24 protein-coding genes are annotated in these 24,776 nt (G+C 38.0%); 7 read left to right on the top strand and 17 right to left on the bottom strand.

What is annotated here, in order from left to right; all coding sequences use genetic code 11:
* Positions 1-81: 81 nt before the first annotated feature.
* The 3 genes from ACYT6F_RS09850 to ACYT6F_RS09860 all read left to right on the top strand — a co-directional run bounded on the left by ACYT6F_RS09850 (position 82) and on the right by ACYT6F_RS09860 (position 1,685).
* Positions 82-939 (top strand): RHS repeat-associated core domain-containing protein, encoded by an 858-nt coding sequence (locus tag ACYT6F_RS09850; protein WP_472601006.1) that lies wholly within the window; start codon positions 82-84, stop codon positions 937-939.
* Complete coding sequence (locus ACYT6F_RS09855; protein ID WP_472601007.1) at positions 920-1,225, top strand: hypothetical protein; 306 nt, start codon at positions 920-922, stop codon at positions 1,223-1,225. The genes ACYT6F_RS09850 and ACYT6F_RS09855 overlap by 20 nt, the downstream gene beginning before the upstream one ends.
* 118 nt (positions 1,226-1,343) lie before the next feature.
* Positions 1,344-1,685 (top strand): hypothetical protein, encoded by a 342-nt coding sequence (locus ACYT6F_RS09860; RefSeq protein ID WP_472601008.1) that lies wholly within the window; start codon positions 1,344-1,346, stop codon positions 1,683-1,685.
* 445 nt (positions 1,686-2,130) lie between these two features.
* Here the strand turns inward: ACYT6F_RS09860 and ACYT6F_RS09865 are convergent, their stop codons facing one another.
* From ACYT6F_RS09865 to tsaD, 4 genes are read right to left on the bottom strand one after another with little or no spacing between them, the layout of a single operon-like run.
* Positions 2,131-2,337, bottom strand: a complete 207-nt coding sequence (locus ACYT6F_RS09865) for a hypothetical protein (RefSeq protein WP_472601009.1) — start codon at positions 2,335-2,337, stop codon at positions 2,131-2,133.
* Between the two features lie 32 nt (positions 2,338-2,369).
* A complete protein-coding gene (locus tag ACYT6F_RS09870) occupies positions 2,370-3,065 on the bottom strand; it encodes an RsmE family RNA methyltransferase (RefSeq protein ID WP_472601010.1) in 696 nt (231 codons plus the stop codon).
* Positions 3,062-3,457 (bottom strand): hypothetical protein, encoded by a 396-nt coding sequence (locus tag ACYT6F_RS09875; protein ID WP_472601011.1) that lies wholly within the window; start codon positions 3,455-3,457, stop codon positions 3,062-3,064. The genes ACYT6F_RS09870 and ACYT6F_RS09875 overlap by 4 nt, the downstream gene beginning before the upstream one ends.
* Entirely contained in the window at positions 3,454-4,470 is a 1,017-nt protein-coding gene (gene tsaD / locus ACYT6F_RS09880; RefSeq protein WP_472601012.1) for a tRNA (adenosine(37)-N6)-threonylcarbamoyltransferase complex transferase subunit TsaD, read from the bottom strand. Before tsaD ends, ACYT6F_RS09875 begins: the two co-directional genes overlap by 4 nt.
* A 4-nt stretch (positions 4,471-4,474) precedes the next feature.
* Here tsaD and ACYT6F_RS09885 point away from each other — a divergent pair, with 4 nt between their 5' ends.
* From ACYT6F_RS09885 to ACYT6F_RS09895, 3 genes are all read left to right on the top strand, one after another.
* Entirely contained in the window at positions 4,475-9,271 is a 4,797-nt protein-coding gene (locus ACYT6F_RS09885) for a translocation/assembly module TamB domain-containing protein (protein ID WP_472601013.1), read from the top strand.
* Between the two features lie 134 nt (positions 9,272-9,405).
* Positions 9,406-9,876, top strand: coding sequence for an Lrp/AsnC family transcriptional regulator (locus ACYT6F_RS09890; protein ID WP_029298841.1), 471 nt, complete (start codon positions 9,406-9,408; stop codon positions 9,874-9,876).
* 68 nt (positions 9,877-9,944) lie between these two features.
* Positions 9,945-10,322 (top strand): hypothetical protein, encoded by a 378-nt coding sequence (locus tag ACYT6F_RS09895; protein WP_472601014.1) that lies wholly within the window; start codon positions 9,945-9,947, stop codon positions 10,320-10,322.
* A 179-nt stretch (positions 10,323-10,501) separates the two neighbouring features.
* Here ACYT6F_RS09895 and ACYT6F_RS09900 read toward each other — a convergent pair whose 3' ends face one another.
* The 9 genes from ACYT6F_RS09900 to ACYT6F_RS09940 all read right to left on the bottom strand — a co-directional run bounded on the left by ACYT6F_RS09900 (position 10,502) and on the right by ACYT6F_RS09940 (position 17,697).
* Complete coding sequence (locus ACYT6F_RS09900; protein ID WP_169232435.1) at positions 10,502-11,446, bottom strand: transketolase family protein; 945 nt, start codon at positions 11,444-11,446, stop codon at positions 10,502-10,504.
* A 52-nt stretch (positions 11,447-11,498) separates the two neighbouring features.
* Positions 11,499-12,350 (bottom strand): transketolase, encoded by an 852-nt coding sequence (locus ACYT6F_RS09905; RefSeq protein ID WP_472601015.1) that lies wholly within the window; start codon positions 12,348-12,350, stop codon positions 11,499-11,501.
* A gap of 251 nt (positions 12,351-12,601) precedes the next feature.
* Positions 12,602-14,041, bottom strand: a complete 1,440-nt coding sequence (locus tag ACYT6F_RS09910; protein WP_472601016.1) for a sodium:solute symporter — start codon at positions 14,039-14,041, stop codon at positions 12,602-12,604.
* 162 nt (positions 14,042-14,203) lie between these two features.
* Positions 14,204-14,503, bottom strand: a complete 300-nt coding sequence (locus ACYT6F_RS09915; RefSeq protein WP_472601017.1) for a GNAT family N-acetyltransferase — start codon at positions 14,501-14,503, stop codon at positions 14,204-14,206.
* A 1-nt stretch (position 14,504) separates the two neighbouring features.
* Entirely contained in the window at positions 14,505-14,903 is a 399-nt protein-coding gene (locus ACYT6F_RS09920; RefSeq protein ID WP_472601018.1) for an OsmC family protein, read from the bottom strand.
* Positions 14,903-15,121: a (4Fe-4S)-binding protein gene (locus ACYT6F_RS09925; RefSeq protein ID WP_472601019.1), complete on the bottom strand. Its 219-nt coding sequence runs from the start codon at positions 15,119-15,121 to the stop codon at positions 14,903-14,905. The genes ACYT6F_RS09920 and ACYT6F_RS09925 overlap by 1 nt, the downstream gene beginning before the upstream one ends.
* A gap of 83 nt (positions 15,122-15,204) precedes the next feature.
* On the bottom strand, positions 15,205-15,738 hold the full coding sequence (locus ACYT6F_RS09930) for an NADPH-dependent FMN reductase (RefSeq protein WP_472601020.1): 534 nt from the start codon (positions 15,736-15,738) through the stop codon (positions 15,205-15,207).
* 15 nt (positions 15,739-15,753) lie between these two features.
* A complete protein-coding gene (locus ACYT6F_RS09935; protein WP_472601021.1) occupies positions 15,754-16,656 on the bottom strand; it encodes a pirin family protein in 903 nt (300 codons plus the stop codon).
* A 165-nt stretch (positions 16,657-16,821) separates the two neighbouring features.
* Entirely contained in the window at positions 16,822-17,697 is an 876-nt protein-coding gene (locus ACYT6F_RS09940; protein WP_472601022.1) for a pirin family protein, read from the bottom strand.
* A 179-nt stretch (positions 17,698-17,876) separates the two neighbouring features.
* Between ACYT6F_RS09940 and ACYT6F_RS09945 the strand changes: the two genes are divergently transcribed.
* A complete protein-coding gene (locus ACYT6F_RS09945; RefSeq protein ID WP_472601023.1) occupies positions 17,877-18,254 on the top strand; it encodes a hypothetical protein in 378 nt (125 codons plus the stop codon).
* Positions 18,255-18,352: 98 nt separating this feature from the next.
* On the opposite strand, the gene ACYT6F_RS09950 is transcribed toward ACYT6F_RS09945, so the two are convergent.
* From ACYT6F_RS09950 to ACYT6F_RS09965, 4 genes are all read right to left on the bottom strand, one after another.
* On the bottom strand, positions 18,353-19,756 hold the full coding sequence (locus tag ACYT6F_RS09950; RefSeq protein ID WP_472601024.1) for an MFS transporter: 1,404 nt from the start codon (positions 19,754-19,756) through the stop codon (positions 18,353-18,355).
* A gap of 174 nt (positions 19,757-19,930) precedes the next feature.
* Complete coding sequence (locus tag ACYT6F_RS09955; RefSeq protein WP_472601025.1) at positions 19,931-20,773, bottom strand: hypothetical protein; 843 nt, start codon at positions 20,771-20,773, stop codon at positions 19,931-19,933.
* A gap of 243 nt (positions 20,774-21,016) precedes the next feature.
* Positions 21,017-22,690, bottom strand: coding sequence for an asparagine synthase B (asnB, locus tag ACYT6F_RS09960; RefSeq protein WP_472601026.1), 1,674 nt, complete (start codon positions 22,688-22,690; stop codon positions 21,017-21,019).
* A 321-nt stretch (positions 22,691-23,011) separates the two neighbouring features.
* Entirely contained in the window at positions 23,012-24,676 is a 1,665-nt protein-coding gene (locus tag ACYT6F_RS09965; protein WP_472601027.1) for a GLPGLI family protein, read from the bottom strand.
* Between the last annotated feature and the right edge of the window lie 100 nt (positions 24,677-24,776).

A 24,776-nucleotide genomic window follows, 5' to 3' on the forward strand; every position in this document is an offset into this window, starting at 1 on the left:
GTTCTTGAAGAATCGACGAAGGCGATTCGCCGATTCCATAAAAATCAAGTTAAGAGACAAAACAATTATTATCCTTTCGGGTTGAAGCATGAAGGATACAATGCACTGGCAGGAAATCCTTCTTATCAGTATAAGTACAACGGAAAGGAGTTGCAGACGGAAACAGGAATGTATGATTATGGAGCTAGATTTTATATGCCGGACTTGGGTAGATGGGGTGTGGTAGATCCAAGAAGTCAGTATACTCATGAAGCTTACAGCTATGTCTGGAATAATCCTATCAATTTTTGGGATCCAACTGGAATGGAGGGTGAAGATCCTGATCCTAAAAAAATATATGGTCCTAAAAGGGGGTATCCTATTGAAGAAGTAGTCATGACCAAAACTAAGGCGATAAAAACAAATATGGCGGGGCTTTCATTTACACATCAAGCTTTTATTCCTGCATTACCAGTCGCATATGCCCTTCTTGAAACATTATATTACGTATTGGTGGGGTATGCAGCTTATGATATTGCAGATAAAACTGCTGATGCCATTAAAAATAGAGACCTCTATGAGCAAGAAAACCATGAAGAAACCGATTCTGGAACACCTGGTGTATTTCCTGATACAGAGGAAGAAACAGATATTAATGGTGTTCCTGTGCCTGTGGATGATAGTGGTATAGATAAACCTGAGGATATGTCTATTCCTGATGCTATTAATAGAAAAGGTGGTGGAAAGAATGGACAACATGCAAATCTTAAAGCTAAACAAAGTGCTGGAGAAAAATATGAAGAAGCTAAAAAAGCACACGATAGTTTAAGATCGAAACCAAATAAAACGAAAGAAGAATCACAACTAGTTGAAAAACTAAAAAAACAGGTTGAACATTGGAGGAAAAAAGCACAAGAAACCGAAGAAAACCATAGTAGAAATGCAAAAGGAAATAGATAAGAATAGTTTATATAGTATAATTATGTACTATCAAGGAGGAACTTATATAAGTCAGATAAAAGCTAAAGAAATTAAAGACGCATTGATTATTTGGATAAATAATCTAGATATCTCTGTAATAGAGAATTTTAGTAATGAAAATAAAAAAGAATTGCAAAATTTGGCTATCGAAGAGGTACCTATTCTAATTGATGGAACAGAAAATATTTGGTATACAGATTTTCTTTTAGGAAAAAATTATATGTATGCTCATATAATTAAAACTGAAAGTTCACAAAATTATTAAAACAAAAGAAGATAATAAGTTAAAAACACAATTAGAAAAACAGGTAAAACATTGGAAGAAAAAGGCAGACGAAACAGGAGAAAATCACAGTAGAAATGCAAAAGGAAGCAGATAAATTATGAAAACATACACATTTATATTACAATACTCTGAAGGAACTTATATCTCTCAAATTTCCGCTTCAGATAAGCAAAACGCAATGAGAGAATGGTTGAGAAATTTAGATACAAAAGAGTATAAAGGATTAACAAGTAAAAGAAAACAAAAACTTATAGAAGAAGATTTTGAGGATGAAGAACCAATCTTAATACAAGGATGTATAAATGTTTGGGTGTTTTGGGATGAGAATTGGAAAAGAACTTGCATTAATAAATTTTATTCAAACAGAGATTCAATAGCTCCCCCCCGATTACTCCCCCCCCCGCTCTGCGAAGTTTGCAACTTCGCAGCAGATAAATAAAAACCCTCACAATTTTGCGAGGGTTTTGTGTTATAAAGCTGCAATATTTTCCCGCTACGCAAATCTCACGACTTGGGAGCAGATAAATAAATAACCTCTCGCAATTGCGAGGGTTTTTGTTTTATAAAGCAGCTACGTTTTTGTTAAAGAAATCTCTAAATTTTTTGGATGCTCACATTTACAATAGAAGATTTCACCCATTGAATATAATTATTTAAATTTACCGAAGAAGATCACTCAAAACTCCCCGCTGCGCAAAGTCTCACGACTTTGAGCTAGTTAAATAAACATAAAACCCACTGCAATTGCGGTGGGTTTTGTTTTATAATGCAGCTACGTTTTTATTAAATAAGCCTGCTCTTTAAAGTTTGTAACCTCGCTGCGCAAAGCCTCCTGACTTTGAGAGAGAATATTTTTTCTTCGTTATCAAGTTCATTAATTAGTTTTAGCTGATCCAGAACTGCAGTATCTTCCATAGAAACCTCATTGGTAACATTGTTTTTTCATTGAAGAAAATAATATCATCTATGGCAATCCCAAAATGTTTAGTGACAAAAAAATATCCTGTTCTGTGCGTGTGCATCAAATCAGCCATATCCTGCTGTGTTAAACCTTTACTCTCACGGAGCTTTTTTAAGTTGTCGTCTATCATTCATAATGAAAGAATTATACAGCATCCTTATTTCATATTAAGCCATTATAATTCCACGCCGCTACAAAAATTCCCGCCGTTTCCGTTCTTAATCGCTGATTGCCTAAAGAAACAGCCTTTACCTGATGATCAGCTAATAATTTGATCTCCTTTTCAGAAAAGTCACCTTCCGGACCGATGAGAAAAGTCAGCTGGTCAAGTTTCGGAATCTCGTTTAAAGCAATCCGGTTAAGGTTTTCGTGACAGTGAGCCACAAAGGTATGTTCGGGATGAATCGTTTTTAAAAAATCCTGAAGCTTAATGCTGTCATTAATAATCGGAAAATGAAATCTCAGGCTTTGCTTGGATGCAGCGATGGCCTGTTTTCTCAGTTTGTCGATATTCAGGTTTTTACGTTCCGTTTTTTCGGTTTGCAAAATTGTAATTTCAGAAATTCCCATTTCTACGGCCTTCTCTACGAAAAACTCAATACGGTCAATATTTTTCGTGGGAGCAATCGCAATATGTAATTTCGGATGAAAATCAGGCAGGCCGGTTTTAATTTCATCAACCGAAATCATTGCTTTTTTGCCTTCAATCAGTAACTTTCCGGAGGCCAGATTTCCTTTTCCGTCGGTTATATGGATGTCTTCACCTTCCTTCATCCGCAATACCTTTACAATGTGCTGCTGTTCTTCATCGTTAATCGTTACGTTGTTTCCTTCAATTTCTCCGTAGAATAGTTTCATAGATCTTGCGTTAAAAAGGCAACTCCTGTTTTTATGGTCGTGTAAATATCTGTATCACAATTTCGGTAAGAACAGATGTATATTTCTTCTATCCAGTTGTTATTAAGGTAAATCAGATTTAAATATTCCTGTTTTCTTAAGTTATTTTTAATAGACAGATAATCTCCTTCCTTAGGTTCGTAGGGAAAGCTGAAAATATTTTCAGCATTGAGTTTTTCTATAATTTCATCTTTTACATCCTGAATATATCCCTTTTCAGAGCTGGATGGAAAATAATCTGTGTAAAGCTCAGAGGCATCATTTTTTCCCGTAACAGTTTCTAAGATCCAGTAATATTTTGAATTTTTCTTAGACTGTGTCCCTAATATTTTTTCTTCTAAAAGAATTTTCATAAATCGTATTTCGCGGTTGCACTGGTTCTTAAATCCGTAAATTCTCCTCTTTCAAACTTCAGCTGTGCTACCATTGCAATCATCGCAGCGTTGTCGGTGGTGTACTCAAATTTAGGGATATAAATATTCCAGCCCAGTTTCTCATGATTATCCTGCATTGCTTTTCTCAATGCCGAATTGGCAGAAACACCGCCTGCAATGGCCACTTCATTAATTTCTAAATCTTTCGCTGCCTTCTCAAGCTTATTCATCAGGATTTCAATGATGCTTTTCTGCACCGAAGCACAAAGATCATTAATATTATTTTTAATAAAATCAGGATCTTTTTTTACTTCTTTCTGAATAAAATACAATACCGAAGTTTTTATACCGCTGAAAGAATAATCGTAATGATCCAGTTTTGGCTTATTAAATGTAAAAGCATTAGGATTACCCTCTTTGGCAAGCTTGTCGATGATGGGTCCTGCAGGATAATCGAGGTCGAAAATTTTTCCGATTTTATCGAAAGCCTCACCGGCGGCATCGTCGGTTGTTTTGCCTATAATTTCCATATCAAAATAATCTTTTACCAGTACGATCATGGTGTGTCCACCGCTCACTGTAAGGCATAAAAACGGGAATTTAGGCGGCATAGGATTTGCATCCTCAATGAAATGCGCTAAAATATGTGCCTGAAGGTGGTTTACTTCGATCAGCGGAACGTCTAAGCTCATTGCCAAAGACTTAGCGAAGGAAGTTCCCACAAGAAGAGATCCTAAAAGGCCGGGACCTCGGGTAAATCCTATCGCGGAAATTGCATTTTGTTGTATATTTGCTTTAGTTAGAGATTTTTCAACAACCGGGATTATATTTTGCTGGTGAGCACGCGAGGCAAGCTCAGGAACAACGCCGCCATATTCTTTATGGACCGCCTGATTTGCAGCAATGTTCGACAGAATAGAATTTCCCTTGATGATAGCTGCTGATGTGTCGTCGCAAGACGATTCAATACCTAAAATTATAGAGTCGCTCATAATAATGGCAAAGTTAGAGAATAATAACGAGAATGAGAACAAAAAATCAGTAGCTGAAAACTTAGGTAATCAGGTACAAAAAGCCGTTGAAAACGCCGGAGATAAAGTAAAGGAGACTGTGAAAGGAGCTTCTGAGCTGGCTTCCGACGCGATCAAGCATCCGGTGGAAACCGCTGAAGAGTTCGGAAAACAGGCAGTGAAAGACGTTACCAGCTACTCATGGTGGGCGCGGCTGCTTTTGATACTTTTCTGGCTCGGACTCGGACTTGTAGTCTCTATTTTTATTGCAATTAATCTTCCCGTTACCAAACAATGGGCGGCAGACCAGGCGCTGCAGGTCGTAAACAGGGATTTCAAAGCCCAGATGTCAACAGAAAGTGTTGAAGTGAATTTTTTTGGAAATGTTAAAATTAAAGGGTTAAAAATCAAAGACTATAAAGGCTACGATTTCATTCAGTCTAAAGAGTTCATTGCCAATTCAAACTGGCTTTCTTTATTTAAAAACATTACTAAAAACAATTCGCTAAGCTTTAATTCTTTAACCTTAAAAAACGCCGATGTAAAAGTAATTACCTATAAAGGCGACAGCATTTCAAATTTTATCCGCTTCACCCAATTGTTTGACAGCGGTAAAAAAAGAGATCCCAACAAACCTCCTTTTCAGCTGGATTCAAGACTGCAGATTCTGGATTCAAAAGTTTCAATTGTGAATTTAAATTCTCCGGGAGAAAAAGGAAAGTGGCTAACTGCGACCAACTTTAATCTGAAAGCACCAAATGTAAAGGTTAACGGAAGAAATATTTCGGCACTCATCAATAACATGTCCTTTACAACAACGAGATGGGGCAAATCACATTTTGTGGATACTTTTTCTACGGAGCTTTCAATGACGCCGGATTACCTTTCGTTAAAAGACCTTACGCTGAACACAGATCATTCGCTTCTGCAGGGAGATATTAAGTTTAATCTTCATGATGACGGCTCCTGGGCAGACTTTGCTGATAAAGTAAAATGGGAAATGAATCTCTCGCAGGGAAGCCAGTTAAGTGGTTACGACATCAGTTATTTTGTGACCAATTGGGATAATTTCAAGCCGTTTAATATTTCCGGGAAAATGGCTGGTCCGCTGAATGATTTTAAGCTTAATAATTTCCTGATCAGAAATCCCGATGTTAATATAGCAACCAAATCGATGAAGGTCAACAGGCTGTTAAAAGGTAACTTTTTAATTGAAACCAATGATCTTTCAGCCGATTTTACGTACAAAGATCTCAAAGCCATGATGCCTTCATTCATTGCTACAAAAATGAAAAACTTCGCAGATGATTTCGGGAAACTAAAATATAACGGAACGGCCAGTGTAAATCCGAACCGTGTATATGTAGCCGGTGGAAATCTAATCACAGGAATAGGGCAGGCGAAAATCACTCAGTTTTCATTAACGGAATACAGCTCTTCAATGCCGAAATATGTCGGGATTGCTGATGTTAAAGACTTAAACACTTCCGTAATTACCAAAAATAAATCAGTAGGCTTAATTTCAGGAAGATTTGATGTCAATGGGCAGAGTTTTGACGTCAACACCATGAGACTGACGACCAAATCAAGAATTTCCAGTGTTGAAATCATGAATAAAGAAATCAACAATCTTTATCTGGAAGGTATTCTTGATCATAAAAAATACAACGGGCTCATCACGGTGAATGATGAGCAGGCAAAAGCCAATATCAAAGGATTAATTGATTTCAGTACTTCAAGAATTTCGATGAATGTAAATGCTGATGTCAATTATTTGAATATGAATTATTTTACCAACACTCCCGGAACGCAGATCGTAAGCGGAAAAGTAAACGGTAAAATGGCCATGTCTTCAATCAATGATCTTACTTTAGATGTAGAAGCAAATGCAATCAATTTCGCTACAGCCAGTCAGAAATACTATATTCCGACAGCAAAACTGAAAACATTTATAGAAGGCGGAGGCCGTGTAATCGATGTAGACGCACCGGGAGCTGTCAACGGAAAAATATCAGGCAGGTACAACCTGGGAGACCTCGCAGGTATGGTAGAAAATGGCTTAAACAGAATTCTTGTGGGGCCTGCGCCGAGAAAAATGTACAGAGGACAAAGTTTTGCCATGAATTTTGATGTTCAGCAGGGCTTGGTAAGTTATTTCCTGCCGGATCTTAAATTACCGCAGGGAGCAAAGGTAGAAGGCCAGTATGACGGGAATTCCAATAATTTAATCTTAAACCTTGATGCGGCTTCTTTAAAGTACATTATGACTAAAACCCGTGAAATCACGGAAGCCGACAGAGCACTTGCAGCAGCCAATCCTGCTTATACCATTAATGAAAGAGACAATGTCACGAGGGACAGTGCGATGGTAGATAGTGTAATGGTAAGAATCAATACGGCCAATCTTGATGAGCAGATTTTTGCCAGAATCAATAGACTGCAATACAACAAAAACATTCTGAAAGATGTCACCCTAAGCGGTAGAAACGAAAACAATACGCTTCTTCATCTGGCTGCCAAATTTAAGCATGGAAGCCCTGAAGATGAGCTTGATGACACTATGAAAGATTATGCCATCAATGTCAATCAGTCTACGAATGGTGCAGGAGATTTTATATTCAGGTTTGAACCGACGGAAGTGAAATTCAACGATGTGACATGGGCAATTGATACTAGTCCGGAGCTGGATCATTCCATAACTTATCGGAAAAAAGAAAAGGATTTTGATATCCGGAACCTGAGAATCTATTCGGATAACAGCGCCTTATTTATAAAAGAAGCCCAATTTAAATCTGCTAAAGATTTTTACCTGGATGCCGAGGTAAATGATTTCTCCATAGAAAAGCTGATGGAAATGCAGCCCGGAGGAAATTCCATGAATATTAAAGGTCTGGCTAACGGTAGTGTGAAAATCCGTATGGATAAAAGTACCCTTCAGCCTTTAGTGGATATGACGATTGATGATATCATGATGAATGGAAATGATATGGGAGATATCACGATTTCTGCAACAAACGGATTCTCGTTAAATGTCTACGACGTAGATATCAGGGTGAATTCTGCCGGAGTAATAGGAAACAACAGTCTTCATGTTACAGGAACCGTAAATAATAATACTTCTTCACCTACCATAGATCTTACCGCAGAAATGCGGGATTTTGATATTGCTTTTGCCCAGCAGTTCGTGACAACTGTTTTTGGTAATCTAAGAGGAAAAGCCACAGGTGACCTTAAGATCAGCGGGAAATTCAGTGATCTGGATTACAGCGGCGATATTGCCTTAAAAGGATTCGGGCTTAAGCTTTTATTTACCGGTGTTGATTATTCGTTTGATGACACCGTAATTCCGCTTACCAAAGGTCTTGCCATACTTAACAATATCGGTGTTCGTGACGGGAGAACAAACTCCAGCGGAAATATATCAGGAGCGATTCAGTTTGAAACCCTTTCATCGATGGGAGTCAACCTGGTAATGCGGGCAGATAATTTATTGGTTCTCAATACAACCCAAAAAGATTATGATCTGTTTTGGGGAAGGGTGTACGGACAGGGAGATATGTATGTTGACGGCCCTGTATCCGGTCTTAGCCTTTCCACGCCCAATATGAAAGCGTTGAGCGGGAGTACATTTACATTTAATTCAGGATCTACTTCCAATGTGGAGGAGTTTAAAATGCTGAGGTTCCTTAAAGAAGGAAAAAATGGTCTTGTAACATTAGAAGAAAAGAAAAAATCCGGGGCCAATATGAATATTGATTTTGCGCTGGATGTCGATAAAGGTACTACAGTGAATGTACTGATAGGCGACGAGGTAGGAAACATAACGGTAAAAGGTGCCGCCGAAAAGCTGCGCTTCCAGATGAGCAGACAGGGAAATATCGCCATGAACGGAACTTATAAAGTAGATAACGGAACATTTGTTTCCAAAGCGATCCTGAATAAGACCTTCCAGATCGAAAAAGGCAGCAGCATCCGTTGGGATGGTGATGCCATGAAACCGGCGCTGGACATTACCGCCAACTACGTAAGAATGGTTTCCAACGCGGGAGAATATCTGAATATGGGAAGTCTTCAGCCGATCAGTATTTTGCTTCAGGCGAATATCACGCAGTCTCTTGTTGATCCTAAAGTCGATCTTAACGTTACCGCACTGGATGTTTCCAGCCAGGTAAAGGAAACACTGGCTGCCAAAATGAGTCAGGAAGGGGAGAAGGTACTGCAGTTCGGGTCTGTATTGCTGCTGAACAGTTTCAATGTTTCAAAAACCGGAGGGGTAGATGTGGATGTGGCAGGCGTTGCAGAATCTTCAGGATATAATCTTCTTTTAAAGCAGCTTGGGTCCGTACTTAATACCATGAGTAATGAATTCCAGATTGACCTTAATTACGTAAAAGGAGATCAGTATTCCAATATAGGAGACCGGGCGAATGCCGGCGTGAGTTTCGCACTTTCACCAAGAATAAAAGTAAAAACGGGACTTGGAATTCCTCTCACGAAAACAGAAAATACGGAAGCCAATTATCTTTCGGGAGAAGGAACCATTGAATACGATATTTCCAAAAAGAACGACGGAAGCCTGATCTTAAGAGGTTATTCAAAACCTTCCAATATCGGTGTTATTAACGGCGCCGGATCAAATGGTACTGCCAATCAGGCGTATGGTGGAGGGATTGTATGGAGCAAGAGCTTCAATTCTTTATTCAAAAAGAAGAAAAAAGATAAAAAACAACCTGACGATAAAACCGAAATAAAAACAGATTCTACAAAATCAACTACAAAATAATTCTAAATATATAATGATTTTTCTCATATGTGTTAATTATTGTTAATATTTAATATAATTTTTTTAGTTAAATTATTTTTTATAAATTTGCAAAAAATACATTGTTTTTTTAAGAAAATTGTAATTTAACTAATATGAACTATCAACTGGACGAAATAGACAAGAAAATTCTTGATTTCTTAGTAGAAAACACAAGAATGCCTTTTACAGAAATTGCTAAACAGATGGATGTTTCCGCTGGTACAATTCACGTAAGAGTGAAAAAGATGGAGGATGCAGGTATTATTTTGGGATCATCTCTTAACATTGATTACGGAAAACTGGACTATCATTTTACAGCTTTCATCGGAATCCTTCTGACAAAATCAAACAGAACTCAGGAAGTTTTGAAAGAATTGTCAACAATTCCAAATGTAATCGAAGCAAGCGTTATTTCAGGGAAATATAATATTTTCTGTAAAGTAAGAGCTAAGAATACAGATGACGCAAAAAGAATCATCTATCAAATTGATGACATTCAGGATGTAATGAGAACGGAGAGTATGATTTCTATGGAAGAATACTTAAGCGACAAAAACAGACTGATCAACGCGATTTCTGTATAATCGGTTTTTTAAAGAAATTATATATAAGAACTTATGAAATCTCTCATAAGTTCTTTATTTTTGTACCTATGGAAGAATACAGCTATTTTGACGAAGATCCTAAAAAAGGATGGGGCTTCATCCTTGCTTTTGCAGCATTGCTTTTGTTTACCATTATGGGATTCGGGATCGATCTTGATGAGTATTTACAGCATGAATATCTTAATATACCGAGATGGTATTTTTTTATAATCTTTGCCGTTGATGCATTAATGGCCGTAAGTCTCGTTCTGATGTTCTTTTACAGGAAAATCGGGATTTTTGCCTTTCCGGCACTGCTGGTATTACACTTTTTTATGCATAACTATTACCTGTCTACATTCCTGTATACGGACGTGACCAATCTTTTCCTGTTTACGGGTTTCGGAATGCTGGCCATTATTCCGAAATGGAAGTTTTTCAGATGATTTTTGTAAGAAGATAAAAGATAAAACAGATTAATAAATATTAATAATTCTGAGCTTGTAAGGAAGCCCGCTTTCTTATTTAGTATGAGAGCTCGGCTTTAGCCGAAACTTATTATAATATCGGTCCATAAAACAAAAAGTCCTCAGTAATGAGGACTTTTTCAACATGATATTTATATTTAAGCTAAAATTCTTTTCACTGCTTCTTTCACCGCAGTTGAATCAATCTTATATTTCTTCATCAATTCCGCCGGGGTTGCAGACTCTCCAAAGGTATCATTCACTGCCACGAATTCCTGTCTGGTTGGTCTTCTTCTCGCAAGCATTCCTGCAATAGATTCTCCCATTCCTCCAAGGTAATTGTGCTCTTCAGCAGTTACAATTTTTCCAGTTTTTTCAACCGATTTCAGGATGATTTCTTCGTCTAAAGGTTTAATCGTGTGAATATTGATCACCTCGCAAGAGATTCCTTCTTTTTCAAGCTCATCTGCAGCAACCAGGGATTCCCAAACCAGGTGGCCTGTAGCAACGATGGTTACATCAGTCCCTTCCTGAAGCATAATTCCTTTTCCAATCTCGAAAGGCATATCTTCAGGCATAAAAACAGGAACGGTAGGTCTTCCGAATCTCAGGTAAACGGGACCTTCGTGTTCTGCAATCGCAAGGGTAGCTGCTTTTGTCTGGTTGTAATCGCAAGGATTAATGACCGTCATTCCGGGAAGCATCTTCATCATTCCGATGTCTTCCAGAACCTGGTGCGTAGCGCCGTCTTCTCCTAAAGTAAGACCTGCGTGAGAAGCACAAATTTTTACATTTTTATTGGAGTAAGCGATAGACTGACGAATCTGGTCATACACTCTCGAAGTCGAAAAGTTGGCGAAAGTTCCCGTAAAAGGAATTTTTCCCGTGATGCTTAATCCTGCAGCCATACCCATCATATTGGCTTCCGCAATACCCACCTGGAAGAATCTTTCAGGAGCTTTTTCAATGAATTTCTCCATTTTCAGAGATCCGATAAGGTCTGCACAAAGTGCCACAACATTTGGGTTTTTATCTGCAAGCTCAGCCAATCCGGCTCCGAATCCTGAACGTGTATCTTTTTTTTCTGTATATGTAAATTTCATTTTTCTAATTATTAATTAAGATTACTTATTACCAATTACTCATTACTTATAATTAATAATCAGTCGGAGCTTCTAAATACAATTGTTTGAAAGCAGTATCCAATTGTTCGTCATTAGGTGCTTTACCATGCCATGCGTGAGATCCCATCATGAAGTCTACGCCGTTCCCCATTTGAGTATGAAGGATGATAGCAACAGGTTTTTCTTTTCCCGTTTCGGTTTTTGCTTTCTCCAGAATAGCGATTACCGCTTCAAGATCATTACCGTTTTTCTCTTCAAGCACGGTCCATCCGAAAGCCTCCAGTTTAGCATGAAGATTTCCTAATGATAATACATTGTCTGTACTTCCGTCAATTTGCTGCCCGTTATAATCAATTGTAGAAATAATATTGTCAACTTTTTTGGAAGCGGCATACATGAAAGCCTCCCAGTTTTGGCCCTCCTGTAATTCTCCATCTCCCTGTAAGGTATACACCAAAGAGTTATCACCATCTAATTTTTTGCCCTGAGCCGCACCTAAAGCAACAGAAAGTCCCTGTCCTAAAGAACCGGAAGCTACTCTGATCCCCGGAAGTCCTTCGTGAGTGGTAGGGTGCCCCTGCAATCTTGAATCCAGTTTTCTGAAAGTTCTCAGTTCATCTACCGGGAAAAATCCGAATCTCGCTAAAGTAGAATAGAATACCGGAGAAATATGCCCGTTCGAAAGATAGAAATGATCTTCATTTTTACCTTCCATGGTGAAAGGAAGTTTATAGTTCATTACCTGTCCGTACAGTGCTGTGAAAAATTCGGTACAGCCTAAGCTTCCACCCGGGTGACCGGAATTCACAGCATGAACCATTCTTAGAATGTCTCTTCTGATTTGCGTAGTAAGAGATTTTAGCTCTTCGATGCTTTTACTCATTATATAAGATTTATTTATAAAGCGAATTTACAATTTTTTAATGGCTTACGGAAATGCAAAAACCCGGATTTGTGTCCGGGGTTTTATCTTTTAACGTATTTTTAATGATAAGTATTTTTTAGTAAGAGTAAAGTATTTTATTTTAAATAAACTAATAAAGCGGGAATCATAGGAATATCAGAACTTTATAATTATTTTATTTTTTATCTGAAAATGATAAGTAAATGCTGATAAATATGAATAAAATGAAATTATTTTTTCCTGATCAGCCACAGTCCGATGAAAGTAAGCAGACCATTAATAATTAACAGTTCCAGGCCAATTTTAAATTCCCCGAAAAGTTGTTCCTGATATTTGTCGATGAAGAACGAAATTACCGGTGCGGCAACACATACAAATGGAACAAGCTTATCTTTTACTTTATATTTAGTGAAAATCCCGAAAGCAAATAATCCCAGAAGAGGTCCGTAGGTAAATCCGGCAAGTTTTAGGATCAGTCCGATCATCGAATTGTCATTAATTACCTTAAAGATAATGACCATTATTAAAAATGATACCGCAACCAGAAGATGGATGTTTTTTCTGAATTTCTCTTTCTTGCCATCGTCCCAATGTGTTCTTTCTCTCATTCCGAAAATATCAATGCAAAGTGATGAGGTTAGCGCCGTCATCGCACCGTCCGCACTTGGAAACAACGCCGAAATAAGGGCAATGATAAAGATGATGGAAATAAACGGAGGCATATGATTCAGAGCGATATCCGGAAACAGCTGGTCGCCTGCGCTGGAAACACTTTCCTGAGCACCGTAAAGATGGAGAAGGCCTCCCATATAAAGGAATAATGAAATAACGCCCAACAGAATAAAACCTAAAGTTACCATATTCTTCTGAGAATCCTTCAGTCTGGTTACGGAAAGGCTTTTCTGCATCATTTCCTGGTCTATTCCTGTCATGGTAATGGTAATAAAAGCTCCCGCGAGAATCTGCTTAATAAAGAAACTTTTCTGATTCGGATCAAAATCAAAAATTTTGGTATAACCTTTTTCATTCATTGCCGTAAAACTGTCGCCGATACTTAATCCCAGATGATTTAGCATATAAACCGTGCAGATAATAAGACCCAAAAGCATACAGGAAGTCTGTAGGGTATCTGTCCACACAATGGTTTTTACACCGCCTTCATACGTATAAAGGATAATCATTCCTAAGATAATAAGAGTAGTAACAATGAAAGGAACCCCAAGGCTATCAAGAATGGAGACCTGAAGGATATTCACAACAAGGTATAATCTCGCTGTTGCGCCTACCAGTCTTGAAACAATGAAGATCCATGCACCGGATTTATAAGAAAGCTGTCCCATTCTCTGCTGAAGATAGCCGTAAATAGATGTCAGTTTCAGCCTGTAGTACAAAGGAAGAAGAACATACGCAACCACAATGTATCCGATGAGGTATCCTAACGTAATCTGCAGGTAAGAAAATTTGTCATTTCCTACTGCTCCCGGAACACTCACAAAGGTAACTCCCGACAAAGAAGTTCCGATCATTCCGAAGGCAACAAGCATCCAGTTACTTTTACGGTTTCCTATGAAGAAACTTTCATTATCACTTCCTTTTCCGGTTCTGTATGCTACCCAGAGTAGTAATGCGAAGTATATGATGATAATGGATAATAAAATAATCGGAGACATGTTCTGTTTAAATTAAAATTTTAGCAAATATAGTTTTTTTATATTCTGCTCAAAAAAATAAAAACCTTCCGGATTTGTTCCGAAAGGTGGCATCTTTTTAAATTAAGGTCGGGGCTAAATAGCTGAGGTTACTTTAGCTTTAACCTCAACCTTAATCTTATCCTATGCCTGTGTTTTGTTCACCAGGACATCCTGAAGCTCTTCGTGTTTCTGGAAAGTAGCTTTTGCAAAAGGACACAGCGGAATAATATTTTTACCGTTTTTTCTTGCAAAGTCCACCGCAGCCATGAGCATTTCTTTACCAACGCCTTTTCCGTTGTATGCTTCTTCAACTTCGGTATGATCAATGATGAATCTTTCTTCTCCCGCCCAGGTATACGTCATCAAACCTGCATGGTTTCCGTCGATGAACGCTTCAAAATTTCCGTTTTTCTCGTTGTTACTTTGTTTTACTTCAATCATATTATGAAAATTTGGTTAATATTTCGATATCGTTAGTTAGTATTTTATGAACAGGGCATGCGTCTGCAATGGTACGCAGTCTTTTCATCTGCTCCTCATCAGGGATTATGCCTTCAAAAGTGATATCACGTTTAAAAATGGCTCTTTTGGTTAAAGGAAAATTTTCCAGCTCCACTTCTACATGGATGGTATCAATATTCCATTCTTTTCTGTCAATGTACATTCTCAGAGTAGCTGCTGTACAGCTTGCCAGCGAGGTTGCCAGAATTTCAAACGGATTGAAACCTTTGTTTCCCCCGCCTTTATCTACAGGCTCATCCGTAATGAGAATGTTTTCGCCGGCGACAACTTCGGTGTAGTATTTTTCTTTGCCTAAGCTTGCTTTTACTGTTATAGACATTATATTGCTGTGTTGAATTTATAACTTAATGCTCCGGAAGGGCAAAGGTCAATTTGGTTTCTAAGTTCCTCTGCTGTCGCATTTTCAGGCTTCAGCCAGGGTCTTTCTTTAGGATTGTAAACCTGAGGAAGTGTCTTCACACAAACTGCTGCGTGAATACATTTTTTAGGCTGCCAGATAACTGTTATTTCTCCTGCTGTATATTCGTGTGTTTCCATATAGTTTTTGTTAAATATTTTTTATTCTTCTGTCTTGAATCAGCTATACCAATCACTGAAAGCTTCTAAGCTTTCTTTGGACATCAGTTTCTGATCTGATTTTTAAAATTGAATATTTTATCTTTCAGGTCTTTCAGCATCTCAGGATCAATGACACCGGTTTCCATATCGAAATTCTCGTAGAACTTTGGCAGTGAAAATGTTTCCTTAAGATCGGCCCCGAACTGCGGGAAAAAAGTTTTTGCCGTATTCATTACATTTCCGCCGCCATAACCTCCCGGAGAGGTTGACATCAGAAGCATCGGCTTATTTTGAAAAACTTTTACGTTGATTCTCGAAGCCCAGTCGAACACGTTTTTAAAAGCGGCACTGTACGATCTGTTATGCTCGGCCAGGGAACAGATAATCGCATCAGATTCTTCAATAACTTTTAAAAAATGATGGGCCTCGTCCGGAAAACCTTTCTTTTCGCGGTCCACGGAAAAAACGGGCATGTCGAAATCATTTAAATCAATTAAATTAATCTCGTCATCCTGAAAATCTTTCAACACAAACTTTACAAGCTCTTTGTTGATAGAGGTGGAAGAAGTGCTTCCTGCAAATGCTAATATTTTCATAGTTTATTTTTCTTCCTACGGTTTTCTGTTTAATATTGCTTTTGGAAGCGGGACATAATCATTTTCGTCTCCCGGAACCAAAGGAAAAGCTTCATGGTTTTGGTCATTCCAGTTTACTTTTGCCTGTTCAATCAATTCTTTGTCGGAATTTACAAAATTCCAGAATATAAAACGTTCCTCATCGAAAGGTTCGCCTCCGAAAAGATAAACCGTTCCGTTTTCGCTCATACCAAATTCGCATAGTTTTGTGTCTTTAGCAATCATCAGCTGCTTAGAGCCGTAGGAATTTCCGTCTGTAGAAACCGTTCCGTCCAGCACATACATGGCTGCTTCTCCGTAAAGATCTTTTCCGATACTTATCTTTTTAGCGTCTTTTGTTTTAATTTCAATAAAAAACAATTTACTGTGAACGGGAACAGGAGATTTTCTGCCGAAAGCTTCTCCTGCGATCAGTTTATATTGTATTCCGTCCTCCTCCCAAGCCGGGATTTCATCCGCTTCAATATGATGGAATGTAGGTTCGGATTGTTCGAGATGTTTTGGTAAGCCTACCCAGATCTGGAACCCGTGAAGTCTCTTGTCGGAATTTCTCAAATATTCCGGTGTCCTCTCAGAATGCACAACCCCTTTTCCTGCGGTCATCCAGTTTACGGCTCCCGGCTGGATTTCAATAGCGCTTCCTACACTGTCCCTGTGAAAAATTGAACCTTCCAGAAGGTATGTCAAGGTTGAAAGTCCGATATGGGGATGCGGCGGGACATCTAAGTTTTGATAATCTTTTAATTCGGCAGGTCCCATGTGATCGATAAAAACAAAAGGTCCGACTGCTCTCTTTTCGCGGAAAGGTAAAAGTCTTCCCACCAGGAAATTTCCTATATCTGCAGATTTTTCTTCTATAATAAGGCCGATATTTGACATGATGATTATTTTTTTAGCTAATGTATTTAAAGTTAAATGTTGAAAGTATTTAGAACTCAATTCTGAAATTCAGTTTCTGTTTTCATCATAAAGATGACAGAATTCCATACACATTTTCCATAAAAGTATGAAAAATAATAAATTGGTTTTTAGATTTAAATTAAATTAATCTTCGAGGTAGCCAAATCTCCCGAGATTGTAATCTTCAAAAGCCTGCATGATTTCCTCTCTTGAATTCATCACAAAAGGACCGTGTGCATAGATAGGTTCATTTAATGGCATGCCGCTTATAATAAGGATGATGCTGTCTTCTTGCGCTTCAACCGTAAATGTTTCTCCTTCATTTTTAAATAAAACAAAATGATTTGCAGGTATTTTCCCGCTATTATTTATGGTGACACTTCCTTCGATAACTAATGCTGCTGTATTAAAATCTGCTGGAAAACTAAAGGTTGCCTTTCCGTCTTTCTTAAGTTTTGCATTCATCATATGAACAGGGCTGAATGTAGAAGCCGGACCTTTCTGGTCTCCATACGTTCCTGCAATGATTTCCACAAAGCCGTTTTCTCCGAGATCAGCTTTTGTCATGTCTGCATTACGGATTGCCTGGTATTTCGGGCAGCTCATTTTGTATGCCGACGGAAGATTAATCCAAAGCTGAACCATTTGAAAGATCCCGCCTGTCCTGGCCCATTCCTTTTCATGATATTCTTTATGAAGAACTCCTTTTGCCGCTGTCATCCATTGTACATCACCTTCACCGATGATTCCGCCGCCGCCGGCACTGTCGTGATGCTGTACTTGTCCTTTATAAGCGATGGTAACGGTTTCAAAACCTCTGTGAGGATGCACGCCAACCCCTCGTGGATGGTCTGTTCCGTTGAAATGAAACTTTGAATTGTAATCCAGCATAATGAAAGGATCCATTCTTTTCATGTCTAATCCTTGTGTGCCCGGAATAAAATTATGTACCCGGAAGCCATCACCCACAAAATGCGCAGGCTTCGGAGCTATGATCTTTTCTATTTGTTTGGTTGACATAATTGTTGGTGTTTAAGGCAAAGGTAAAACAAGTGAAAAGGAGGTGCATTGACCTGTGGTAATATTTGATTAAGCTGATACGAATAACTGCTGATCTCTGAAGACGGTATTTTAACAGCCCTTAACGTCTCCTTTGCATTATTCTTGTTAATCATATTGTATCACTAAAATATTAAATTATGTCAGAAAAAAAATTAGCCGGGATCTGGATGGATAAAGAGAAAGCGATTATCGTAAAAAATCATGATGCGCAGAATGCTTTTAAATTTTTTCTATGCAATCCTGTAGAAGCCGAAATTCAGCATGGGAACTCTAGTGAAAATGCCGGGAATAATGCAGAGCAAACAAACAAGATGAAGTACTTCAAAGAAATTGAACATTTGCTCATCAATTCGCAGGAAGCCTATATCATGGGTCCCGGGACGATCCAGGAGGAATTTAAACATTATCTTGAAGATACTCCACAGTTTAAGAACCTGAAAATTCAACTTGATACCACTCAGCAGATGAGTGATGAGCAGGTGCTGGAAAAGGTAAAACATCATTTTAATGCCTGAATTTTATTATTATCAGAATCAGACCTCCGATGTTAACAGCAATCGGAGTTTTTTATAGCTTCTGGTTAACCAATAACCGAAAAACTCCATCTAAATTTTTAGTCTTCCTTCGATTTCATATTTTTCCCATCCGAAATATGCAGCCTTCTGAAAACAAAACCGGAAATAATAGTAAGGATACCGATGGTAAGAAATGTATAGCGAAAAGCGTTGTGTGGTTCGCCGTGAATAAGATCAGTGTTTTCAAAAATCTTCAGGACAATCAGACCGAACGCAATCCCAAAACCAATCGCCAGCTGCTGGTTCACGGATAAGAGCGAATTTCCGCTGCTGGTCTGAAAATTCCGGAGGTCTGCAATGGAAATCGTGTTCATCGAGGTAAACTGTATTGAATTAAAGAATCCTAATACTGCAATAATCGGTACAAAACAATACAGGGAAGTATTAATATCAGGAATAGCGAGCAAGCATATGAGCGTACCGATAATAAAAGTATTGATCATAAGCGTCTGACGGTAACCGAACTTATTTAATATTTTAATGACATATGACTTTCCAAAGATCGCTGTAAGCGCCATCGGAGCAATAATCCATCCGGAAGTAACAGCTGATTGTCCGTAAGCAATCTGGATCATTAATGGCAATAAGAGTGGAACGGAGCTGATGCCCAGCCTGGTTGCCAGATTTCCTACAATTCCTACTCTGAAAGTTCTTACCTTGAATAAATTTAACGGAAAAATGGGACTTTCGTCTTTTTTTGCATGACGGTAATAATAATACATGAAAAGGAATCCCAGAATAAAGACGACAAGAACAGGAGTAGTATTCTGAAGATCTCCGAAAAGTTCAAGTGAAATGGATAGCAGGAGGGAAGCCGCTGCAAAAATTAAAAACCCCTTCAGGTCAAAATCCACATCTGCAGATTTGTAATTGGGCATAAATTTCAATCCTAACGTCACGCCAAGAATTCCGATCGGTATATTGATGAGAAAAATCCAGTGCCACGAAAGGTAATCTACCATATATCCTCCAACGAGCGGACCAAGAACCGGACCGATAAGAGCGGGGATAATAGCGAAATTCATGGCTTTAAGTAATTCGTTTTTATCAAATGTTTTGATGAGCGCCAGTTTTCCGACCGGTGTCATGAGACTCCCGCCGATTCCCTGTACTACCCGCGAGATAACAAGATGGGTCAGGTTTTGTGAAAGGGCACAGAAAAGTGAACCAATACTGAATAATACAATAGAAAAAATGAAGATTTTTTTTGTTCCGAACCTATCTGCCAGAAATCCGCTGGCCGGCATAAATACCGCCAAAGTTAAAACATAGCTGATGATGGCATTCTGCATGTTCAGTGGTGATTCTTTAAGGTCTCTTGCAATGGCAGGAAGTGAGGTGTTGAGAACGGTAGAATCCAGCATCTGCATAAAGATCGCAGTTGCTAAGATCAGCGGTAATATTTTTTTAATCGAATTTGGTTGCGAAACTGCTTCTGACATTTTTCTGCTTACTGGTTGTTTCCAGATTTGTTTGGTTCAAAGAATAGAATGGTGTTGTTACAGCAATATTTATTCCTTTGGCCGTATTTTATTTTAAAAAGCTTTTGAATGATGAGCGAGACTGTTGTTTTTCAGACAATCAAAAAGTCCCGCAGATTCTGCAGGACTTCTTATTTATTTTCTTGGTTTTTCAACCCCTTTCCATTCGTCGCCGGCTTTTCTGTACTGGCTCAGTTCGAAGGTTTTGAAATCTTTCGTTTTGTACTCTATGTTATCCGTATTCTGCTCAAACGGCATGATGTAATAAAAATCTGCATCCGTTCTGTCTGTTTTTGTACCTTTTTTTACGGAAGGAACATATTTTGTAAACTTATAGCTTGGAAGATACTGCTTTAATCGTGCATAGAAAGCTTTATTCTCTTTCTCATCAGGAATGATATTCACGATGTTGAAGTCGTCTTTCTTTTTATCGATCCACAGGTAATATGTGGTGTCTTCTCCTGTATTTCTGTTGTTAGAGTTGAAGGCAAAAAGTTCTTTTGGTACCAGTTCCTTGATTTTTTCAGCATCAACCTTCGTATAATATTGTCCTTTGGAAGGATCTACATAGGTTTCAAGGTTGTACATCAGAACGGAATTGTTATCAAGGTTTTTATTTTTGAAGTACTGATTCAAAGATAATTCTGCAGTTTCTCTCAGCTCTTTTCCTCTGTCATCAAGCTTTTTGGTAAGATTCTGAGGATTTACTTTCTTTACAAATTCGTATAAAACCTTCGGCTTTATTTCTTTCAGGTGGGGGTATGTTTTCAGCTGCTCAGCTTTTACCAGCCAGTAGTATTGTTGATAAAAGTCTTCTTTATCAGCATCCTTCACACTTTTATACACCATTGCAAGTTTTTTGGAGCTAAGATATTTGCCGTATTTCCCCTGTCCGAAAGCCAAAGTCATGGATAATAAAGCAAATAAGATAGTAATGTTTCTTCTCATTTTATTATAATTGATATTTTCGTTTTCCAAATATAATTATTTATTAGATAATATTTTTGATTAACGGTTAAATTCTGACATTATTATTAAGGTTAATTCAAAAGAAAATCCTGTATTGCTACAGGATTGATAAATTTTTATTTGAGTTGCACGTTTTTAGAGTATAGAATTTAGTTTTAAAATTGATGCTCTTGCATTTATTAATCAAGATATTTAAGAATCAAATCATTTTAAAAACTCAAAAAAACTCTTATACTCTCTCACCCTTCAAACTTATTCGCCATAAGATGTTTCGTGTACTTTCACGGCTCTTCCGCTTGGATCGTTCATATTTTTAAAAGCTTCATCCCATTCCAGTGCAATTGGGGTAGAGCAGGCCACGGAAGGCACGGACGGCACTGTGGCGGCGGCAGTTTCACTTGGAAAATGTTCTTCAAAAATAGACCGGTAGCGGTATTCTTCTTTATTCTGAGGCGTATTCAAAGGAAATCTGAATCGTGCATTTGCCATCATTTCATCGGTTACTTCTTTTTCGGCAACCGCTTTCAGACTATCAATCCAGGAATAACCGACCCCATCTGAAAACTGTTCTTTCTGTCTCCATGCAATAGATTCCGGAAGAATATCCTCGAAAGCTTTCCTTAATACCCATTTTTCTATTTTTCCTTCAGCGGCATTTACCATCTTATCTTTAGGGTTGATGGTCATTGCAATATCCATAAATTCTTTATCCAAAAAAGGAACACGGCCCTCAATACCCCAGCTCATTAATGCTTTGTTGGCACGCAGACAATCGTAAAGGTGAAGTTTACCAAGTTTTCTCACGGTTTCATCATGGAATTCCTTTGCATTCGGGGCTTTATGGAAATATAAATATCCGCCGAACAATTCATCCGAACCTTCTCCTGAAAGTACCATTTTGATTCCCATAGATTTAATAACTCTTGCCAGCAAATACATCGGAGTGGATGCTCTTACGGTGGTAACGTCATAGGTTTCAAGGTGATAAATTACATCACGTATGGCATCAAGCCCTTCCTGCACGGTAAAGTGAACTTCATGATGAACAGACCCGATGTGTTCAGCTGCTTTTTGCGCAGCTGTCAGATCGGGAGAACCGACTAAACCTACGGCAAAACTGTGCAGTCTTGGATACCAAGCTTCCTGAGTGTCACCGCTTTCTACTCTCTGTCTTGCAAATTTTGCTGTTACCGCAGAAATCACTGAAGAATCAAGACCACCGGAAAGCAGCACGCCATAAGGAACGTCGCTCATCAGTTGGCGGTGTACAGCGTCCTCCAATCCTTTTCTTAATGCAGCAATATCTGTTTCTTTATCTTTAACAGCATCATAGCTTTCCCAGTCTCTTTTGTACCATTGCTGGAGTTCGCTGCCATCTTTGCTGTATACCAAATGTCCGGGTAAAAATGTTTCAATTTTTTTACAGATGCCTTCCAGTGCTTTCAGCTCAGAAGCCACATAATAGTTTCCGTTTCGGTCCCATCCCTGATATAACGGGCATATCCCCATATGATCCCGGGCGATGAGGTAAATATCATTTTCGGTATCGTATAAGGAAAAAGCAAAAATACCGTTCAGTTTTTCTAAAAAATCCTTACCGTATTTTTTGTACAGGGCTAAAATGACTTCACAGTCAGACTGTGTCTGAAATTCGTAATCAGGAAATTCTTCCTTTAATTCGCTATGGTTATAGATCTCCCCGTTTACAGCAAGAACAACTTTCCCGTCTTTGGTAAAAAGCGGCTGCTTTCCCGATGTAGGATCTACAATGGCGAGCCTCTCGTGGGAGAAGACTACTTTTTCATCCTGGAAAACCCCACTCCAGTCAGGACCGCGGTGACGGATTTTCTTAGACATTTCGAGAACCTGGGGTCTTAATATTTCAGTTTTTTGTTTAGCGTCAAAGAGACATACAATTCCACACATTGTTTTATCATTTAATTTTAAAACAAAAGTATCGGTGTGGTTGATAATAAACAATAAAAAAAATCATTAAGTGTATATTTTTAACTTAATGATTTGTTATTAGGAAAAATTTTAATTATAATTAAAATTTGATATGATTTTAGTTAATTTTTTTCACGACCGATATGTTGCTAAACATATACAAAATAAAAATTTAATATTTATTAATCTATGATAATTAATTCCAAAAAATTTTACCATTACTTTGTGGCTCGAAATAATTTTTTTTCATCATTTGTGTTTTTACCTTCTTGCAGAGTCAATTTGCGAGAAGGTTTTTTTTTATTCATTACCCAACAACACTCCTGAAACATTCCATGAACTGAAACTGTTTCCTTCCGTAGGACCCTGAGGAATTTTCACCTGAATCGTATGTTTTCCTGCTTTCAGATCTCCGAGAGAAATGAAATTCGGATTCGTAACGGTTCCGGGACACCAGTTGGAGCGGCTTAAGTCGGATGAAGAAAGTCCATCGCCGAAATTTCCGGATGCCGGATTGTAAAGACGGTAAGAACCGCAATCTGATCTCCAGGGAATGAAAGAGAATACCATTTTTCCATCTAATAATATAAAATTGATTTTCGGTACAAATTCATCACCGTTTTCCCAGCCTCCATGTCCTGTGGTAATATATCTCAATTGTGCGTTCTTAAGGTCTTTTGGTAAGGTGAATTCCACCAGCAAACCTTTATCCTTATTGAACATGGTAGAATAGTCCTGTCCCGCCATTTCCATAATGTTCAGACTGTTGAATAAAGGAATTACGGTATTGTTTTTATAAATGGTCTGATCGCTTTTGTGAATGGTGATTTCCAGGCTTACTTTGTGGCCGCCCTTATCATAGTTTCCAATAAAAGTGCCGATCCATAATTCTTTTTCACTTAAAGCAGGTTTTAGTTCCGTAATATCCTGACGATACGGACTGATTGTCTGCCACGTTTTGTCTTTAAGCTGAATATGATTAAATTTATTAATTCCGAAAGCCGTAAAGAAACGCATCATTTCAACGGCAGGGTTATAATTTTCTGTTGCTGTTATGCCGAAGTACTCCTTTCCGTTTCCGTTATTGTATACCGGAAGGGTTTTCACACCGTTTTCCAGTCCGTTCAGAAAAGATTCTTTTTTATCCTGCGGAATAAAGAATACCGTGCCTGTTCTGTCGTAGGCATCACCATTGGACTGCTGTTTCAGCTCAACAAAAATATTATCGCCGTTCTTTATTGTCGGGAATTTAATTTTTTTCAGAATAATCGTTCCGTTGGCAAATCTTTTAATTTCGTTCTCTGATTTCGAATCACCGGAGAAATTGATGGTTTCGTCTTCAAAAATTTTTAGAGTGGTGAATCTGCTTTTCCATACCCGGTCTTTATAACCCAGCTGATCGGTGGAAGTAACATGACTGCTGAGAATTTTATCAATATCAGTTTTTTTGACTTTTTTAATTGAATTTGCTGTAACCAGAGAATTTTTATTTCTTTCAATTTCCAACACAAAGCCTAGACTTTGTCCCAAAACAGATGGTCCTCCGTTGATCTTCAAATCAGTAGTATACCAGATTTCGATGGTGTTGGAATTGATTTTAGTCACTGCTTTTTTGCAGTTGTAGCCTAAAATTTTCTTTGTTTCATTGGTGAATTCAAAGGTTTGCTTGCCTATAGATTCTGCATCGGAAGTCGATATGATTTCATCAGGTTTCAGAAAAGCATAAGAAATTACGGTATTGGAAGGTTTTTCAATTTTGGTAATCTCAAATGGAAATTCCGCTTTCTGTTCCCTGATTTTCGTATTCAGAATAAAATTTTCTTTTTTATTGGCCCAGACTAAAGTAGGAGACTGGTCGGGAGTTATTTTTCCATTATATGAACTTATGTACTGAACCTCATAGGTTTGCGAAAAGGAAAATAGTGATAATAGAATAAAAAAGCTGAGTAAAATTTTTTGAAGCATGTGGATTGATAGTTTTCACAAAGATAAATTTTAAATCTTTTGCAGGTGTGCCCAAATAAAAAACTACTCTAAAATAGAGTAGTTTTAATAATATATATTT

This window comes from Chryseobacterium sp. NG-CE01, from assembly GCF_055695505.1.